This is a genomic window from Erythrobacter sp. (genome assembly GCF_023653175.1).
In the GTDB taxonomy this organism is placed as follows: domain Bacteria; phylum Pseudomonadota; class Alphaproteobacteria; order Sphingomonadales; family Sphingomonadaceae; genus Erythrobacter.
On sequence record NZ_JAMNXL010000067.1, the window covers coordinates 1 to 17,538 of the forward strand.

The following is a 17,538-nucleotide window of genomic DNA, read 5'->3' on the forward strand; positions in this document are numbered from 1 at the left end:
ACACCTCGGATGCCGACATCGCCGCCGCCTTCTCCTCGCCCGAGGTCAACGCGGCGGTGGCGTGGAACCCGCAGGTCACCACCATGAAGGGCATCGCGGGCACCAAGGCGGTGTTCACCTCGGCCGATATTCCCGGTGAGATCCTCGACCTGATGGTGGTCGACACCGCCACGCTCAAGGCCAACCCCAACCTCGGCAAGGCGCTTGCCGGGATCTGGTTCGAGACCATGGCACTGATGGCGAAGCAGGACGCCGAGGGCGCCGCCGCGCGCGCGGCGATGGCGAAGCTGGCGGGCACCGATGCGGCGGCCTTCGAGGGCCAGCTGGCGACCACCGTCCTCTACACCGACCCCAAGGCGGCGGTGGCGGCGATGGCCTCGGGCGACCTCATCACCACCATGACCCGGGTGCGCGATTTCTCCTTTGCCCAAGGCCTGTTCGGGCAGGGCGCGCAATCGGCCGATGCGGTGGGGATGGAGTTCCCCGGCGGCAAGACCCTCGGAGACAAGTCTGCGATCACGCTGCGCTTCGATCCGACCTATATGCAGATGGCTGCGGACGGGAAGTTGTAAGCGCATGCGCTGGGTGACCGCCAATCCCGGGCGGCGCGGCAGCCTGCTGCTCGGCGCGGCCCCGCTGCTGGTGCTGGCGCTGGCCTATATCATCGCCGCCGCCGCGCGTCACGCCGACAACCCCGCCGACAAGATCCTGCCCCTGCCCGGGGCGATGGCGTCGGCGATGGCGGGGCTCTTGTTCGAGCCCGACCAGCTTTCGGGCCAGTACCTGTTCTGGGCCGATACCATTGCCAGCCTGTGGCGGCTCGGTGCGGGGCTGGGGATCGCGACACTCTCCGCGCTGCTGGTCGGGCTGGCGCTGGGTGCCCTGCCGCCGGTCCGCAGCACCCTCGGTCCGCTGGTCACGGGAATCGCGGTGATCCCGCCGGTCGCGCTGCTCCCCATCCTGTTCATCGTCTTCGGCCTCGGCGAGACCGCCAAGGTGGCGCTGATCGTCATCGGCGTTGCGCCTTTCATGATCCGCGATGTCGCGGGCCACATCGGTGCCTTGCCGCGCGAACAGGTGGTCAAGGCGCTGACGCTCGGTGCGAACTCGTGGGGCGTGATCCTGCGCGTCGCGTTGCCGCAGGCGCTGCCCCGGCTGTTCGAGGGCCTGCGCCTGTCCCTCGGCCCCGCCTGGGTGTTCCTGATCTCGGCCGAGGCGATCGCGGCTGACGTGGGCCTCGGTTACCGCATCTTCCTCGTGCGGCGCTATCTCGCGATGGACGTGATCATCCCCTATGTCGCGTGGATCGCGCTGCTGGCGGTGGTGATGGACCTCGCGCTCTCCCGCGGCAGCCGGCGGCTGTTCGGCTGGGCCCACCTGGGGGCGCGCTGAGCCATGCTGTCCCTGCGCAACGTCTGGGTCGAATATGGCGACAAGGTCGTGCTCGAGCGCATCTCGCTCGAGATTGCGGAGAAGTCCTTCGTCTCGATCATCGGCCCCTCGGGGGCGGGCAAGAGCAGCCTGCTGCGCGTCATCCTCGGGCAGGAGCAGCCGACGCGGGGGCGCATCACCCTCGACGGCGGTTTGCTCCCCACCGAATGCGGGCCGGACCGCGGCGTGGTGTTCCAGCGCTATTCGGTCTTCCCCCATCTGACGGTGCTCGGCAACACCCTGCTCGGGCTCGAATTCGCCGCCTCGCCGCTCACCGCGCGCCTGTTCGGCAGTGCCCGCCGGGCGGCGGTGGCCGAGGCCGAGGCGATGCTCGAACAGGTCGGGCTGGCCGACAGTCGCCACCTCTACCCCGCGCAGATGTCGGGCGGGATGCAGCAGCGTCTCGCGATCGCCCAGGCGCTGATCAAGCGGCCGCGCATCCTGCTGCTCGACGAGCCTTTCGGCGCGCTCGATCCGGGCATCCGGGGCGACATGCACGCGCTCATCACACGGCTGTGGCGCGAGCACGGCCTGACCATCATCATGGTCACCCATGACATCAAGGAGGCCTTCGGGCTCGGCACCCGCGTGCTTACGCTCGACAAGCGCCGCCACGATCCGCACGCCCCGCAGCGCTATGGGGCAGGCGTGGTCTATGACCTCGAACTGACCCGCAAGCAGGCGGAGAAGCAGGCCGCCGAAGCGGCAGACGAGGCGCTTGGTATTACGATTGACACGAAAGTTAATAACTGAAATGTTCGCCGCATGAGCTCCCCCGAACCGTCCCGGCCCGAACCTGCACGATTGGCGCGCCTCAGCATGAGCCTGCCGGCCGAGCTGTTCCGCCAGCTCGACATGATGGTGGAGGAGCGCGGGCTACCTTCGCGCTCACAGCTGATCGCCGAGCTGATCCGCCATGCGCTCGCCGAGCATGAGGCGCTGACCCGGCCCGAGGACATGCTCGCCGGCACCATCACCATCGTCTACGCGGGCGGGGCCGGGCGGGTGCGCCAGCAGCTTGCCGAAACGCAGGTGGATTATCTCAAGGAAGTGATCTCCTCGCAGCATGTCTTCCTCGAGGAGGATCAGTCGCTCGAAGTGCTGCTGGTGCAGGGCCCGGCGGTGCGGCTCAAGCAATTGTGCGATGCCTTGCGGGCCATCCGGGGTGTCCAGCAATTGCAGCTGGTCACCACCACCGCGCTGCTGCCGCCGCTCCACGAACAGGACACCGTTCCGGTCAAGGAGGCCGCCGAATGAGCGGAACCGCCGATCAAGCCCTTGGTGACCCAAAGGCAGCCCGCGAGCACGCCCGCGCCCAAGGCGGCACGCGGGTCGAGACCATGCCGATCCTTCCGCCGGTGGCCGATGATCTGCCCGCAGGCGTCGCGGCCAGCGACCTCGTGTGGGAAGAGACCGTCGCGCCGGGCGGCTATACCTCGCGCCGCCTTGCGCGCGGCACACGGCTGCGGCTGATCGACAAGGCGGGCGATGCCTGCGCCAGCGTCAACATCTTCAACGCCGAACTGCCGACCGAGCGGCTGAATGTCGCCGATACGGTCAAGGTGCAATGGAACGCCTATCTGGGCGCAGGCAAGCTGCTGCTGAGCGACATGGGCCGTGTGCTGGCGAGCATCGTGGAGGATGGCGCGGGGACGCATGACACCTTCTGCGGCGTCTCCAATGCAGCCGGTAACCTCACGAAATATGGCGAGGGGAGGAACTCCGGCGCTTATCCCAACGGGCGCGACCGGCTGATCCTGGGCGCGGCCAAGCACGGGCTCACCCGCCGCGATGTCCACCCGGCGGTGAACCTGTTCAAGGGCACCCGGATCGAGGCCGATGGCAGCATCACGCCCGTCGTCGGCCCCTTCGCGGGCGGGCGCGCGGTGTTGCTGCGCGCCGAGATGGAGGTGATCGTGGTGATTGCCAACTGCCCCCACGTCCTCGACCCGCGCTCCGAATATGCCTCGACTGCGCTGCGCATCACCGCGTGGCGCGGGCCTGTGCCCCCCGCGGAAGACCCTGTGCGCAATGCCACGCCCGAGGGCCTGCGCGCCTTCCTCAACACCGAAGACTACTACCGCCGCTAACCTCCTCCGGAAGCACCAGAACATGACCAGCGATCCGGCCCTCTCCGGCCTTACCGGCACCATCATCCACGACGAGATCGTGCCCGCGCGCGCGCCGTGGCTGCATCATGTGCGCAGCGGACAGGTTCTGCGGATCGTCGATGTCGAGGGCAACCAGGCGGTCGATTTCTTGATCTATTCCGCCGCCGACGATGCCGAACGCTATTCGGCGCAGGACACGGTCGCGGCGCAAGGCAACCTGTTCCTCAGGACCGGCACCGTGCTGCTCTCGAACGAGGGCAATCCGCTTATGACCATCGTCGATTCCGCCGTCGAATATCACGACACCATTGGCGGCGCCTGTTCGTGCGAAAGCAACACCTTGCGCTACGGTCATCACACGCGGCATCAGCATGCCTGCGTCGACAATTTCCTCGAGGCGAACCTTCGCCAAGGTCGCGGCAAGCGCGACATCGTTTCCAACATAAACTTCTTCATGAACGTGCCGGTCGAAGAAGACGGCACCCTCGGCATCGTCGACGGCATCTCGGCGCCGGGCCTGACGGTGGATCTGCGCGCCGAGATGGACGTGATCGTGGTCGTCTCCAACTGCCCGCAGATCAACAACCCCTGCAACGGCTTCAACCCGACGCCGGTGCGCATGATCGTCGCGGCGGGATGAGCTTCGACACCGTCCTCATCGCCAACCGGGGCGCGATCGCGACGCGGATCATCCGCACCGCGCGCGCGATGGGGCTGCGGACGGTGGCGGTCTATTCGGACGCGGATGCAGGCTCGCTGCATGTCAGCGCGGCGGACACAGCAGTGTGCATCGGGCCGGGCCCGGCGGCGCAGTCCTATCTGAACGTGGAGGCGATCCTTGCGGCCGCGAAGGCGACCGGAGCAGGGGCGATCCACCCAGGCTATGGCTTCCTCGCCGAAAATGCCGAGTTCGCGGAAAGCTGCGCGGCGGCAGGCATCGCCTTCATCGGGCCGACGCCGGACAACATCCGCACCTTCGGCCTCAAGCACTCCGCCCGCGCGCTGGCCGAGGCCCACGGGCTGCCGCTCGCCCCCGGCACCGGGTTGCTAACGGGCGAGGACGAAGCGGCGGAAGCGGCGGCGCGGATCGGTTATCCCGTCATCCTCAAGGCGACCGCAGGCGGCGGCGGCATCGGCATGCGGGTGTGCGAGAGCGAGGTCGCCGTGCGCGAGGGCTTTGCCGCCGTGGTGCGCCAAGGCGAGGCGAGCTTCGGCGATGCAGGCGTCTTCCTTGAACGCTACGTGCCCCGCGCGCGCCACCTCGAGGTGCAGATCTTTGGCGACGGGCAGGGCCGCGTCATGGCCCTGGGCGAGCGCGATTGCTCGCTCCAGCGCAGGAACCAGAAGGTCGTCGAGGAGGCCCCTGCACCGTGCCTCTCGGACGCCAAGCGCGCCGAACTAATCGGCGCCGCTGTCAAGCTGGGCGAGGCCGCAGGCTATCTCTCGGCAGGGACGGTCGAGTTCCTCTACGATGCGGCGCGGGAGGATTTCTTCTTCCTCGAAATGAACACCCGCCTCCAGGTCGAACACGGCGTCACCGAGGAGGTGACCGGGATCGATCTGGTGGAATGGATGATCCGCGGTGCGGCGGGCGATTTCGCGATGCTCGACGCGCCTGCGCCGGTCACGCGTGGCCACTCGGTGCAGGTGCGGCTCTATGCCGAAGACCCGGGACAAGACTACCGCCCGACCGTCGGCACGCTCACCAATGTCCAATTCCCGGACAATATCCGCGCCGAGACCTGGGTGATGGCGGGCAGCGAGGTCAGCGCCTTTTACGATCCGATGCTGGCGAAGCTGATCACGCGGGGGCAGACCCGCGAGGAGGCGATCGCAGCCATGCAGACCGCGCTCGATGAAGCCCGCGTCGACGGGATCGAGACCAATCTTCGCTGGCTGCGCGAGGTGGTGCGGCACGAGGGCTTCACCTCGGGGCAAGTCTCCACGAAACTGCTTGAGGGCGTCACCTACCAGCGCCGCGCGCTCCGCGTGATCGGCGGGGGCACCGCCACTTCGGTACAGGACTGGCCAGGGCGGCTCGGGCTGTGGAATGTCGGCGTGCCGCCCTCGGGCCCGATGGACGACAAGAGCTTCCGTCTCGGCAACCGCATCCTCGGCAATCCCGAGGGCACGGCCGGGCTCGAAGTCACCGCCAGCGGCCCGACCCTGCTGTTCGAGGCGCCCGCGACCATCTGCCTCACCGGCGCCGATTTCGGCGCGGCGCTGGACGGTGTTGCTGTGCCGCGCGGGGCACCTCTCGCCATCGCCGCCGGGCAGACCCTTGCGATGGGCCGCGCTTCGGGCGGGGGGATGCGCGGTTATATCCTGATCGCGGGCGGGCTCGACGTGGTGCCCTATCTCGGCAGCTCAAGCACCTTCACCCTCGGCCAGTTCGGTGGCCCGGCCGCGCGTGCGCTGGTGGCGGGCGACGTGCTGCATCTCGGCGACGCGCCGACCGGCGAACCCGCGCCCGCGCCGCTCCCGCCGCTGGGCCGCGAATGGGCCTTGCGCGTCCTCTACGGCCCTCACGGCGCGCCCGATTTCTTCACCGACGGGGACATCGCCGCCTTCCTCGACGCCGAATGGCAGGTGCACTACAATTCCAACCGCACCGGGGTGCGCCTTGTCGGCCCCAAGCCCGAATGGGCGCGGCGCGACGGGGGCGAGGCGGGCTTGCACCCCTCCAATATCCACGACAACCCCTATGCCATCGGCGCGGTCGACTTCACCGGGGACATGCCGATCATCCTTGGCCCCGACGGGCCCTCGCTGGGCGGCTTCGTCTGCCCCTTCACCGTGATCGCGGCAGACCGCTGGAAGATCGGGCAACTGAGCCCCGACGATCGGGTGCGCTTCGTGCCGGTGAGCATCGCCGACACCGCAGCGCCCCGCGCCATCGCCGACCTGTCGCCGATCCTCGCCGAGCTGCCCGCCACCGCCACCCGCCCGCGCACCACCTACCGCCAGCAGGGGGATCGCAACATCCTCGTCGAATACGGCGAAATCGTCCTCGATATCGAACTGCGCATCCGCATCCATGCATTGATGCAGGCGCTGGAGGCGATGGCGTTGCCAGGCGTGATCGACATCACCCCGGGCATCCGCTCGCTGCAACTCCATTTCGACGGCGCCGCGCTCGATCAGGCAGGGGCGCTCGCTGCGCTGATGACAGCCGAGGAGGCGATGGGCGACCTTGCCGACTTTGAGGCCCCCTCGCGCATCGTCCACCTGCCGCTGAGCTGGCGTGATCCGGCGACGCAGGAGACCATCGACAAATACATCGCCGCCGTGCGCGACGATGCGCCGTGGTGCCCCGACAACATCGAGTTCATCCGCCGCATCAACGGCCTTCCCGACGCCGGGGCAGTCGAGGACCTGATCTTCGATGCGAGCTATCTGGTTCTCGGCCTCGGCGACGTCTACCTCGGTGCCCCCGTGGCCACCCCGCTCGATCCGCGCCACCGGCTGGTCACCACCAAATACAACCCCGCGCGCACCTGGACGCCGCCCAATGTGGTGGGGATCGGCGGCGCTTACATGTGCATCTACGGGATGGAGGGGCCGGGCGGCTACCAGCTGTTCGGGCGCACCATTCAGGTGTGGAACACGCATCGGCAGACGGACGCCTTCGTCGGCGGCAAGCCGTGGCTGCTCAGGTTCTTCGACCAGATCCGCTTCTTTCCCGTCAGCGCGGAGGAACTCGCCGATTGGCGGCGCGACTTTCCGCATGGGCGGCGCTCGATCACCATCGAGGAGACCACCTTTCGCCTCGCCGATTACCGCGCCTTCCTCGCTGACAATGCCGCCAGCATCGCCGCCTTTGAAGCCACCCGTCAGGCCGCCTTCGATGCCGAGCGCGCTGCGTGGGAAGCCTCGGGCGAGTTCGACCGCGTCAGCGCGTTGCTCGGCGCGGACGCTGGCGCGGGCGATGCGGCGGCGGTCGAGGTGCCCGAAGGCGCAGAACTCATCGAGGCCCCGTTTGGCGGGAGCGTGTGGAAGCTGCTTGTCAGCCCGGGCGACACCGTGGCCGAAGGCGCGGTGATTGCGGTGATCGAGGCGATGAAGATGGAATGTCCCTTCGAGGCCCCTGCGAGCGGCACGGTCGAGGCGGTCTATATCGCGCAAGGCCAGTCGCTCCATCCCGGCGCGCCGATGCTGGCCCTCAGGAGGGCCTCATGAGCGCCTTCACCCGCCTCAGCGCCGGCGTCATTGCGCAAGGCGTGCGCAGCGGCGCGACCTCCGCGCTGGCGGTGATGGAGGAAACGCTCGCGCGGATCGCCGCCTATGATGCGCAGCAGCCGCAGCTGTGGATTGCCCGCGCCGACCCGCAGACCTTGCGCGCGGCCGCCCGCGCCATCGATGCGCGCGTCGCGGCTGGCGAGCGCCTGCCGCTGGCGGGCGTGCCCTATGCGGCGAAGGACAATATCGACGTGGCCGGGTTCGAGACCACCGCCGCCTGCCCCGCCTTTGCCTACCAGCCGGAGCGCTCGGCGACGGTGATCGAGCGGCTCGAGGCGGCAGGGGCGATTTGCGTCGGCAAGACCAATCTCGACCAGTTCGCGACCGGGCTGGTCGGCACGCGCAGTCCCTACGGAATTCCGCGCAACGCCTATAACCGCGACTATGTTAGCGGAGGATCGAGTTCGGGCTCGGCGGTGGCAGTGGCGGTGGGGCTGGTGGCCTTCGCGCTTGGCACCGATACGGCGGGGTCGGGGCGGGTGCCTGCGGCGTTCAACCATCTGGTGGGCCTCAAGCCTAGTAAGGGCCGCTGGAGCACGCGCGGGCTGGTGCCAGCCTGCCGGAGCCTCGATTGCATCACGGTGTTCACCGACGCGCTCGGCGATGCGGCGCTGGTCGACGAGGTGCTGGCGGGGTTCGACGCCGAGGACGCATGGTCGCGCCCGGCGCGCGATGTGCCGCTGGCAGGCTTGCGCCGGATCGGCGTGCCGCGCCGCGACCAGCGCCAGTTCTTCGGCGATGTGCAGGCGGAATATCTTTACGAGGGCGCGCTCGCCGCGCTCGCGCAAGAGGCGGAGCTGGTCGAGATCGACATCGCCCCGCTGCTCGAAGCTGCGCAGCTGCTTTACGGCGGCCCCTGGGTGGCCGAGCGCACTGCCGCGATCCTGCCGCTGCTGGAAAGCAACCCGCTCGCCATCGACCCCGTGGTGCGCGAGGTGATCGAGCCCGGCAGCACCATTCTCGCGACCGAGTTGTGGAACGGGATCTACCGGCTGGCGGAGCTCGCCCGCGGGGCAGAGGCCTTGTGGGGCAAGGTCGATGCGCTCGCCTTCCCCACCACCGGCACGATCTACCGCGTGGCCGAGCTGCTCGAGGCGCCGGTGGCCTTGAACAGCAACCTTGGGCGCTACACCAATTTCGTCAATCTCTTGGACATGGCCGCAATCGCCGTCCCGGCGGGCGCAAGGTCCAACAATACCGGCTTCGGGATCACCCTGATCGCCCCGGCCCATAGCGACAAGGCATTGATCGCCCTCGCGCAGGCCTATCTGTCCGTAGCCGCCCTGAAGCCCCCACCACCACTGGACCTTGGAGACCACATGGACACCGTCAAACTCGCCGTCGTCGGCGCCCACCTCGAAGGCATGCCGCTGCATTGGCAGCTTACCAGCCGGGGCGCGAGCTTCGTCGGCGCGGCCACCACCGCGCCCAACTACCGGCTCTATGCCATGGCCGACAGCGTGCCGCCCAAGCCGGCGCTGGTGCACAGCGAGGAGGGTGCCGGAATTGCGCTCGAGGTCTACGAGCTTGACCTTGCCAGCTTCGGCAGCTTCGTCGCCGAGGTTCCGCCGCCGCTCGCGATCGGCACCGTGACGTTGGCGGACGGAAGCAGCGTCAAGGGCTTCGTCGCCGAGCCGCGCGCGCTCAGCGGCGCGGAGGACATCACCCATCTGGGCGGCTGGCGCGCCTACATCGCGTCCCGGTAGAGCGCATGGCGGGGCGGATCCTTGACTGGCTGAAGCGCGAGGGGGGCGAGCCCGCGCCCGCCGAGGCGGAGGCATTCGCGCGCCTTGCCGCCGCACGCGACGCCGCCGAGGCTGCCAACGAGGCCAAGACCCGCTTTCTCGCCAGCGTCGCCCACGAGATCCGCTCGCCCCTCAACGCGATCTACGGTTACGCCCAGCTGATCGAGCGCGGGCAAGGCAAGGACCAGCTCGCCGCCGCCCGCGTGATCCGCCGCAGCGCCGAGCACCTTGCGCATCTTGTGGAAGGCCTGCTCGACATCGCCCAGGTCGAAGGCGGGGCGATGACGCTCTCGCGCGAGGCGATCCGCTTTCCCGAGTTCCTCGACCAGCTGGTGGCGATGCTCGACCTTCAGGCGCAGGCGAAAGGCCTCGCGCTGGTGCTTGAGCGGCCCGAGCGCCTGCCCGAGTTCGTCCACGCCGATCCCAAGCGCCTGCGGCAGGTGCTGATCAACCTGATGACCAACGCCATCAAGTTCACCGACGCAGGCGCGGTGACGCTCAAGGTCGAGTACCGCAACGAGCTGGCCACCTTTACCGTGATCGACACCGGCATCGGCATCGCAGCCGAGGATGCGGCCCGCATCTTCGCCCCCTTCGAGCGGGTCGGCGGCCCGGCGGCCGAGCGCCCCGGCGTTGGGCTCGGCCTCGCCATCACCCAGGCGCTGGTGCACATCATGGGCGGCGAGATCCGGCTCGACAGCGTGCCGGGCGAAGGATCGCGCTTCACCGTGCGGCTGATGCTCTCGCAGCCGCTCACCCCGCCTAGCGAGCCTGCGCCCGAGGCCGGCGCGGTGACGGGCTATATCGGGCGCGAGCGCTGGGTGCTGCTGATCGACGATGACGCAGCGCAGCTGGCAGTTGTGCGCGGTCTGCTCGAGCCATTGGGCTTCCAGGTGCGCACCGCCAGCGACGGCGAAACCGCGCTCGCGCTGGCCGCGCAGTTCCAGCCCGATCTGGTGCTGTGCGACGTGGCGCTGGGGGCGGATAACGGCTGGCAGATCGCCGCCCATCTGCGCCGCCGCCATGGCGCTGCCTTGCGGATCGTGATGCTCTCGGGCGAGGCTCCGCTGGCCGAGGGCCCCGGCGCCGATCACGACTCCTTCATCATGAAGCCCTTTGCCTTTGGCACGCTGCTCGATTGTGTCGCCGACCAGCTCGGCGTCGAATGGGTGCGCGCCGCCGGCGAGCCGCGCGCGGCCGCGCCCGGAGCGCCGGCCATGCCCGCGCTCCCGGTGGTCATCGCGCCGGTCGCGGCCGCGCATTGTGCCGAGATCGAGCGGCTGGTGCGGATCGGCCATGTCCGCGCGATCGAGGCCGAGATCGACGCCATCGCCGCGCTCGCCCCCGAAGCCGCGCCGCTCGCCGAACGGATGCGCGCTGCGCTCGACAGCTTCGACTTGAAGGCCCTCGCGGGTCTTGCCAAAGCACTGCAGGCCGATGCCGCATAAGGACACCATCCTCGTCGTTGACGACAACCCGGACTCGCTCCGGTTCCTGGTCGACACTCTCGATGCCGAGGGCATGACCGTGCTGATAGCACGCAGCGGCGAGGCGACGCTGGAACTGCTTGGCGAGGCCCTGCCCGATCTCATCCTGATGGACGCGGTGATGCCCGGGATCAGCGGGATCGAGACGACTCAAGCCATCAAGCGCGCGCCGAAGACTGCGCATATCCCGGTGATCTTCCTGACCGGCCTCAACGATCCCGAACACGTCGTCGCCGCGCTCGGCACGGGCGGAGTGGATTACGTGAGGAAGCCGATCATCGTCGAGGAGCTGCTGGCGCGCATTCGCGTGCACCTTGCCAATGCGCGCGTGGCGCACCGCTCGCGCGTGGCGCTGGGCTTTGCCGGTCGCAGCCTTGCCGCGCTGGGGACGGACGGCGCGCTCGCCTGGTCGACCCCGCAGGCAGATAGCCTGTTTCTGGCGATCGATCCGGCCTGGACGCCCGAAACCGCGCGGCTCCCCGAAGCGCTCGGCGAGGCGGTGGCCGCGCTCATCGCGGGCGAAGCAGTGCAGCCCGCCGCCACCAGCCGCGCCAGCGTGCGCGGCATGGAGATCGATCTCGTGCTGCTCGAAAGCGACCGGCCGGGCGAGGTGCTGGTCAAGCTCACCGAAGTGCGCGAGGACGGCAAGATCGCCGCGCTCCAGAAGCAGGCCGGTCTGACCCGGCGCGAGGCCGAAGTGCTCCTGTGGGTGAGCTATGGCAAAACCAACAAGACGATCAGCGAGATCCTTGGTATAAGCCCGCGCACGGTCAACAAGCACCTCGAACAGGTGTTTCGCAAACTGGGGGTGGAAACCCGCGCGGCAGCGACGGCGATTGCGGTGAGACTAATGTCTGACTGATCGGCTCGACTGTCCAATTACAGTTACTTGCTTCGGGTTCGCACAGTTCTACGTCATTTGCCCACTTCCTCGCGCGCGCGAGGTTGCCATGGCTGGCAGGGCAAGAATGCGACAATTCTCAAGCAGGGGTGCGTCATGGCCGGAGTTCAGGTGGGCAAGCGGATCATCGGGGCCGATGCGCCCGTGACCGTTGGCTGGGAGAATATCGGCAAGGTCGAAGGCGGGCCGATCAAGCGGTTCGTCTTCACCTGGTTCCAGCCCTTCATGCTCTTCGCCGCGATTGCCTTCTGGTACTACGCGCCCAACTGGCTCGCCGTCGCCTCGACCGCGATCGCGATCCGGCTGGGCTGGACGGTGCTGCTGCTGGTGCTCGAATGGGTCAATCCGCGCTACGAAAGCTGGCAGCTGACCTGGAAGGAATTCGCCACCGACGCCTTCTATGTCGGGCTCGGCATGACCTTCCTCGGGATGGTCGATGCCTATATCGGCGACGGCGCGATCATCAAGGCGGTGCAGGGCGCCTTCGATTGGGAGAAGTTCAACTGGTTCACCGGCCTGCCGCTGCTCGTGCAGGCGGTGATCATCTCGATGATCTTCGACTTCGGGCAGTACTGGATGCACCGCGCGATGCATAACTGGCACCCGCTGTGGCTGACCCATGCGCCGCACCACTACATCACCCAGCTCAACGTCCAGAAGGGCGCGGTCGGTAATCCGATCGAGCTGTTCCTGATCGGGCTGGGGATCGGCGGCTTCTTCGACTTCCTGCCGCGCGCCTTCCTGCTGGCGGGTGCGATCGGGATGACGGTGTCGGTCTATCAGCACATCAACGTGCGCTTCAACACGCCCGCCTGGTGGCGCTTCATCTTCAACACCGTCGAGCACCACTCGGTCCACCACTCGCAGGATTACGAGGCGACCCGCAGCAATTATTCGGGCACCTGGATCATCTGGGACCGGATCTTCGGCACCTGTGTCGACGGCGAGGCCGAAGTGCTCGGCATGGAAGGCGGGCGGCGGATGGACATCGGCGAGACGATGGTCTTCCCCTTCCGCGAAGGGTGGCGCGATACCAAGGCGTGGTTCGCCAAGCGCTTTGGCGGCGGTAGCGGGGGCGCAATGCAGCCCCAGCTGGAACCCGCGGAGTGAGCGCGGCAGCCGGAACCCTCGAAACGCCGCGCCGCGCCATGCCCGGGCTCAGCCTGCCGCTGATCGACCACATCTGGCGCGTGCGCGGCGAAGTGCCGGTCGATGCGGGCATGTCTTCTGCCGAGGCCTTCGCGCGGATCGATCCGCTGCTGCGCACCCCCGGAACCACCCTGGCGGAGGAGGGCGGGGTGCTGACCTACACCAAGCGCAATCCGGCCGCGCAGGACAAGCTGGCGACCTTCACCCGCGGGCGGATGTGGATCGAGCAGGCGGGCGCCGGCGCGGTGCTGCGCTTCGACCTGTTCAGCCACGCGCTGCTCTTGTGCTTCCTCACCCCGCTGCTGTTCCTCGGCTTTGCGCAAATGGCGATCGCGATCAACGCCTGGGAAGCGGCCGGGGCCGAAGCCAGCGAGAAGGCCGAGAAGAAGGAAGAAAAGCCCAAGCCGGTCAAGAAATTGAACCCGGTCGACGAGTTCCTCGGCGCGCCCGCGCCTGAAGATCCGAGCAAGAAGAAGAAGGACGAGAAGAAGGACGAGGGCCGCCATTCGCCCGACGAGGGCTATGTGCTGGCGGGCATCTTTGCGGCGATCTATCTGGTCGGCCGCTGGCTCGAGCCATTCCTTGTGCGCCGCCGCCTCCGCGCTGCTCTGGCAGGCCCGCCGCCCGCCGCTTAAGACAGGCGCACGAAGCCCTAGCAAGCTACAATCTCTACCGCAGCGGACGAATGCTGTGGGCCACAGGCGCGCGTTCTCGCGGGGGCTTTCGGGTGGCCCCTGCAACCCTTTCGGCTTCAAAGCGTATCTCGGTTGCGGCAAAAGCAATTGATCGCCGCCGGCAAGGGATTAGCTGCACACCATGTTCGAAAACCTCGACGCCCTGCTGCTCGCACGGATCCAGTTCGCCTTCACGGTGAGCTTCCATTTCTTCTTCCCGGCCTTCTCGATCGGGCTCGCAAGCTACCTCATGGTGCTCGAGGGGCTGTGGCTCAAGACTGGCAAGTCGGTCTATCTCGACCTGTTCAAATACTGGCTCAAGATCTTCGCGATCGCCTTTGCGATGGGCGTCGTCTCGGGGATCGTGATGTCCTACCAGTTCGGCACCAACTGGTCGGTGTTCTCCGACAAGGCGGGGCCGGTGATCGGCCCGCTGATGGCCTACGAGGTGCTGACCGCCTTCTTCCTTGAAGCAGGCTTCCTCGGCGTGATGCTGTTCGGGATGAACAAGGTCGGCAAGAAGCTGCACTTCTTCGCGACCTTCATGGTGGCGCTGGGCACCTTCGTCTCGGCTTTCTGGATCCTCAGCGTCAACAGCTGGATGCAGACCCCCACCGGTTACGAGATCGGCGCGAACGGCCAGTTCCTGCCAGGGCCAAGCTGGTGGGACATCGTCTTCAACCCGAGCTTCCCCTACCGGCTCGTCCACACCGTGATGGCGGCCTACCTCACCACCGCCTTCGTGGTCGGCGCGGTCGGCGCGTGGCATCTGCTCAAGGACCGCGCCAACCCGCATGCCCGCAAGATGTTTTCGATGGCGATGTGGATGGCGGCGATCGTCACCCCGGCGCAGATCTTCGCGGGCGACATGCACGGATTGAACACGCTCGAGCATCAGCCGGCCAAGGTGATGGCGATGGAAGGGCACTACCAGAGCCATCCCGAGGGCGCGCCACTGATCCTGTTCGGCATTCCCGACAGCGAAGCGAAGACGGTGCGCTATGCGATCGAGATCCCCAAGATGTCGTCGCTGATCCTGAAGCACGATCTCGACGCGCCGCTCGCGGGCCTCGACACCATCCCGGATGATCGGGAGCCCCCGGTGGGGATGCTGTTCTGGAGCTTCCGCATCATGGTCGGCATCGGCTTTGCGATGCTCGGGATCGGGTTGTGGAGCCTGTGGGGGCGGATGAGGGGCAAGCTTTACGACATGCCCTGGCTTCACCGCGCCGCCGTGCTGATGGGCCCTTCGGGCTTTGCCGCTGTGCTGGCCGGATGGATCACCACCGAGGTCGGGCGCCAGCCTTTCGTCATATACGGCCTGCTGCGCACTGCCGATGCGGCAAGCCCGCTCGATGCGCCTGCGGTCGCGGCGTCGCTGCTTGCGTTCATCGTGGTCTACTTCACCGTCTTCGGGATCGGTGTGTGGTATGTGCTCAAGCTCATGAGCAAGCCGCCGCACGCGGGCGAATATGGCGTGAAGCGCGGCGATGTCGGCCCGATCCGCACCGCCGGGATTACGCCCGGACCGACGCAGAACCCCGGCGGCGAGGAGACGCTCCCCACCGAGGCGCCGGGCGAAAAGGAGCCGGTGTGATGGACCTCACCGTCGTCTGGGCCTTCATCATCGCCTTTGCGGTCTTCGCCTATGTGGTGATGGACGGCTTCGACCTCGGCATCGGCATCCTCTTCCCGACCTTCAAGGCCGGGCGGGAGCGCGACCGGGCGATGAACTCGATTGCGCCGGTGTGGGACGGGAACGAGACCTGGCTGGTGCTGGGGGGAGGGGGGCTGTTTGCCGCCTTCCCGCTCGCCTATGCGGTGATCCTGCCCGCGACCTATCCGCTGATCATCGCGATGCTGCTGGGGCTGGTGTTCCGCGGGGTCGCCTTCGAGTACCGCTGGCGTGATCCGGGCCACCAGAAGTTCTGGGACATGGCCTTCACCGGCGGCAGCTTCGTCGCCGCGCTCGCCCAAGGCATGACGCTGGGGGCGTTGCTGCAGGGTATCGAGGTGGTCGACAGGTCGTATGCAGGCAGTTGGTGGGATTGGCTCACGCCGTACACGCTGCTGACCGGCCTCGGCACGGTCGCGGGCTATGCGCTGCTGGGGAGCACCTGGCTGATCTGGAAGCTCGACGGCGAGGAACAGGCCCATGCGAGAAAGCTCGCGGTGCGCGCTGCCATCGCCACCATCGTGCTGATGGGCGCGGTGAGCCTCTACAACGTCACGCTCAACGCCGAATATGCCGCCCACTGGCTCACCGCGCCGCAGATCTACTGGGTCGCGCCGGTGCCGTTGGTGACCGCGATCATTGCGGTCTCGATGGTGCGTGCGATCACGCGCGACCGCAATTCCAAGCCCTTCTGGCTCGCCATCGCGCTGTTTTTCCTCGGGATGAGCGGGCTCGGGGTGACGATCTGGCCCTATGTCGTGCCCCCCGGCCTGACGATCTGGGACGCCGCCGCGCCCGAACGCAGCCAAATCTTCATGCTGGTCGGCGTCGCGATCACCATGCCGCTGATCATCGGCTACACCGCCTGGGCCTATTGGGTGTTCCGTGGCAAGGTGGCGGACGAGGGGTATCACTGATGTCCTTAAGTAGCGCAGCGGTAGGACAGCAAACATGCTGATGCCCCCCGAGCAACCGCCCGAGGGGCCGCTTTGGCAGCGTCTCTTGTGGATGCTGGGCATCTGGGCGGCGAGCGTCGCGGTGTTGGGTGCGGTCGCTTACATCATCCGCCTGTGGATTGCGCCGTGAGCGCCCCGGTCAAGGTCTGGTATGACGGTGCTTGCCCGCTGTGCCTGCGCGAGATCGCGCTGATGCGGCGGCTCGACCGGCGCGGGCGCATCGCCTTCATCGATGTCGCGCAAGGGAGCGACCCTTCCTGCCCGGTCGACCGCGCGCAGCTCCTCGCCCGCTTCCATGCCGAGGAGGACGGGGTGATCCACGATGGCGCCGCGGCCTTTGCCGCGATGTGGCGCGCGATTCCCTTGCTGCGCCCGCTCGGCCTTGCAGCGCGCTCGCCCGCAGTGCTCAAGTTGCTCGAGGCGCTCTACATCCGCTTCCTGCGCCTGCGCCCGCGCCTGCAACGCTTCTTCGCCTAGAAACCGCTTGCCCTCGGGCGGCGCATCGGCTGATCTCCCGGCCAAACACAAAGGGAGAGAACCGCCGCCATGACCTATTTCGGCGCGATGCAGAACGAGATCTACAACGCCGGCCTCAAGGGCATCCTGCCCACCTACCCGGTCGATTTCGCCACGCTTGAAAAGCGCGCGCACGAGGCGCTCGGCCCGATGCTCACCAACTACGTCGCGGGCGGCTGCGGGGATGAACACACGCAGGATCAGAACGCCGCCGCCTTCCACCATTGGGGCATGGTGCCGCGGATGATGGTCGATTGCAGCACGCGCGACCTGTCGATCGAGCTGTTCGGCCACCGCTACCCGACCCCGCTGTTCATGGCTCCCATCGGCCTTAACGGCGAGGCTTCGCAGGACCGTCACGGCGACATGGCCGCCGCGCGCGCATCGGCACTGACCGGGGTGCCGTTCTGTGCCTCGACGCTCGCCAATGATCCGCTCGAGGACGTCAAGCAGGCCTGCGGGGACACGCCCGCGTGGTTCCAACTTTACACGCCCAAGAACCGCGAACTCGCCGAAAGCCTGATCCGCCGGGCCGAGGAGGCGGGCTACAGCGCGCTGGTGGTGACGCTCGATACCTGGGTGACGGGCTGGCGGCCGCGCGATCTCAACGCCTCGAACTTCCCGCAATTGCGCGGCAAGGTGCTGCAGAACTAC

Annotated in this window: 16 protein-coding genes and 1 pseudogene; all 17 read left to right on the forward strand. The window is 67.7% G+C overall.

From position 1 onward, the window contains the following. A pseudogene (locus NBV68_RS09315) lies at positions 1–572 on the forward strand (lipid kinase); the annotation flags it as partial. 4 nt (positions 573–576) lie between these two features. Continuing rightward, positions 577–1,392: an ABC transporter permease subunit gene (locus NBV68_RS09320; protein WP_296309083.1), complete on the forward strand. Its 816-nt coding sequence runs from the start codon at positions 577–579 to the stop codon at positions 1,390–1,392. A 3-nt stretch (positions 1,393–1,395) separates the two neighbouring features. Further along, the gene (locus NBV68_RS09325; protein ID WP_296309084.1) at positions 1,396–2,184 is read left to right on the forward strand and encodes an ATP-binding cassette domain-containing protein; all 789 of its coding nucleotides are present in this window, start codon (positions 1,396–1,398) and stop codon (positions 2,182–2,184) included. A 12-nt stretch (positions 2,185–2,196) separates the two neighbouring features. Continuing rightward, on the forward strand, positions 2,197–2,688 hold the full coding sequence (locus tag NBV68_RS09330) for a CopG family ribbon-helix-helix protein (RefSeq protein ID WP_296309087.1): 492 nt from the start codon (positions 2,197–2,199) through the stop codon (positions 2,686–2,688). Then, positions 2,685–3,521, forward strand: coding sequence for an urea amidolyase associated protein UAAP1 (locus NBV68_RS09335; protein WP_296309091.1), 837 nt, complete (start codon positions 2,685–2,687; stop codon positions 3,519–3,521). Before NBV68_RS09330 ends, NBV68_RS09335 begins: the two co-directional genes overlap by 4 nt. Before the next feature lie 22 nt (positions 3,522–3,543). Further along, entirely contained in the window at positions 3,544–4,182 is a 639-nt protein-coding gene (locus NBV68_RS09340; protein WP_296309092.1) for an urea amidolyase associated protein UAAP2, read from the forward strand. After that, on the forward strand, positions 4,179–7,721 hold the full coding sequence (uca, locus tag NBV68_RS09345) for an urea carboxylase (RefSeq protein ID WP_296309094.1): 3,543 nt from the start codon (positions 4,179–4,181) through the stop codon (positions 7,719–7,721). The genes NBV68_RS09340 and uca overlap by 4 nt, the downstream gene beginning before the upstream one ends. Then, the gene (gene atzF / locus NBV68_RS09350; protein WP_296309096.1) at positions 7,718–9,487 is read left to right on the forward strand and encodes an allophanate hydrolase; all 1,770 of its coding nucleotides are present in this window, start codon (positions 7,718–7,720) and stop codon (positions 9,485–9,487) included. The genes uca and atzF overlap by 4 nt, the downstream gene beginning before the upstream one ends. Before the next feature lie 5 nt (positions 9,488–9,492). Beyond that, positions 9,493–10,974, forward strand: a complete 1,482-nt coding sequence (locus NBV68_RS09355; protein ID WP_296309099.1) for an ATP-binding protein — start codon at positions 9,493–9,495, stop codon at positions 10,972–10,974. Further along, positions 10,964–11,875: a DNA-binding response regulator gene (locus tag NBV68_RS09360; protein ID WP_296309101.1), complete on the forward strand. Its 912-nt coding sequence runs from the start codon at positions 10,964–10,966 to the stop codon at positions 11,873–11,875. Before NBV68_RS09355 ends, NBV68_RS09360 begins: the two co-directional genes overlap by 11 nt. A gap of 135 nt (positions 11,876–12,010) precedes the next feature. Next, entirely contained in the window at positions 12,011–13,024 is a 1,014-nt protein-coding gene (locus NBV68_RS09365) for a sterol desaturase family protein (protein ID WP_296309102.1), read from the forward strand. Then, a complete protein-coding gene (locus NBV68_RS09370) occupies positions 13,021–13,698 on the forward strand; it encodes a hypothetical protein (RefSeq protein WP_296309104.1) in 678 nt (225 codons plus the stop codon). Before NBV68_RS09365 ends, NBV68_RS09370 begins: the two co-directional genes overlap by 4 nt. 181 nt (positions 13,699–13,879) lie before the next feature. After that, positions 13,880–15,334, forward strand: coding sequence for a cytochrome ubiquinol oxidase subunit I (locus NBV68_RS09375; protein ID WP_296309106.1), 1,455 nt, complete (start codon positions 13,880–13,882; stop codon positions 15,332–15,334). Then, positions 15,334–16,329 (forward strand): cytochrome d ubiquinol oxidase subunit II, encoded by a 996-nt coding sequence (gene cydB, locus NBV68_RS09380; RefSeq protein WP_296309108.1) that lies wholly within the window; start codon positions 15,334–15,336, stop codon positions 16,327–16,329. Before NBV68_RS09375 ends, cydB begins: the two co-directional genes overlap by 1 nt. 34 nt (positions 16,330–16,363) lie before the next feature. After that, positions 16,364–16,498, forward strand: coding sequence for a DUF2474 domain-containing protein (locus NBV68_RS09385; protein ID WP_296309109.1), 135 nt, complete (start codon positions 16,364–16,366; stop codon positions 16,496–16,498). Then, on the forward strand, positions 16,495–16,845 hold the full coding sequence (locus NBV68_RS09390; protein ID WP_296309111.1) for a DUF393 domain-containing protein: 351 nt from the start codon (positions 16,495–16,497) through the stop codon (positions 16,843–16,845). The genes NBV68_RS09385 and NBV68_RS09390 overlap by 4 nt, the downstream gene beginning before the upstream one ends. A gap of 69 nt (positions 16,846–16,914) precedes the next feature. Then, on the forward strand, positions 16,915–17,538 hold a 624-nt coding region (locus NBV68_RS09395), incomplete at its 3' end, for an alpha-hydroxy-acid oxidizing protein (protein ID WP_296309113.1).

Coding starts and splice junctions, on each gene's coding strand:
- NBV68_RS09320 (WP_296309083.1), top strand. CDS start 577: ATGCGCTGGGTGACCGCCAATCCCGGGCGGCGCGGCAGCCTGCTGCTC.
- NBV68_RS09325 (WP_296309084.1), top strand. CDS start 1,396: ATGCTGTCCCTGCGCAACGTCTGGGTCGAATATGGCGACAAGGTCGTG.
- NBV68_RS09330 (WP_296309087.1), top strand. CDS start 2,197: ATGAGCTCCCCCGAACCGTCCCGGCCCGAACCTGCACGATTGGCGCGC.
- NBV68_RS09335 (WP_296309091.1), top strand. CDS start 2,685: ATGAGCGGAACCGCCGATCAAGCCCTTGGTGACCCAAAGGCAGCCCGC.
- NBV68_RS09340 (WP_296309092.1), top strand. CDS start 3,544: ATGACCAGCGATCCGGCCCTCTCCGGCCTTACCGGCACCATCATCCAC.
- uca (WP_296309094.1), top strand. CDS start 4,179: ATGAGCTTCGACACCGTCCTCATCGCCAACCGGGGCGCGATCGCGACG.
- atzF (WP_296309096.1), top strand. CDS start 7,718: ATGAGCGCCTTCACCCGCCTCAGCGCCGGCGTCATTGCGCAAGGCGTG.
- NBV68_RS09355 (WP_296309099.1), top strand. CDS start 9,493: ATGGCGGGGCGGATCCTTGACTGGCTGAAGCGCGAGGGGGGCGAGCCC.
- NBV68_RS09360 (WP_296309101.1), top strand. CDS start 10,964: ATGCCGCATAAGGACACCATCCTCGTCGTTGACGACAACCCGGACTCG.
- NBV68_RS09365 (WP_296309102.1), top strand. CDS start 12,011: ATGGCCGGAGTTCAGGTGGGCAAGCGGATCATCGGGGCCGATGCGCCC.
- NBV68_RS09375 (WP_296309106.1), top strand. CDS start 13,880: ATGTTCGAAAACCTCGACGCCCTGCTGCTCGCACGGATCCAGTTCGCC.
- cydB (WP_296309108.1), top strand. CDS start 15,334: ATGGACCTCACCGTCGTCTGGGCCTTCATCATCGCCTTTGCGGTCTTC.
- NBV68_RS09385 (WP_296309109.1), top strand. CDS start 16,364: ATGCTGATGCCCCCCGAGCAACCGCCCGAGGGGCCGCTTTGGCAGCGT.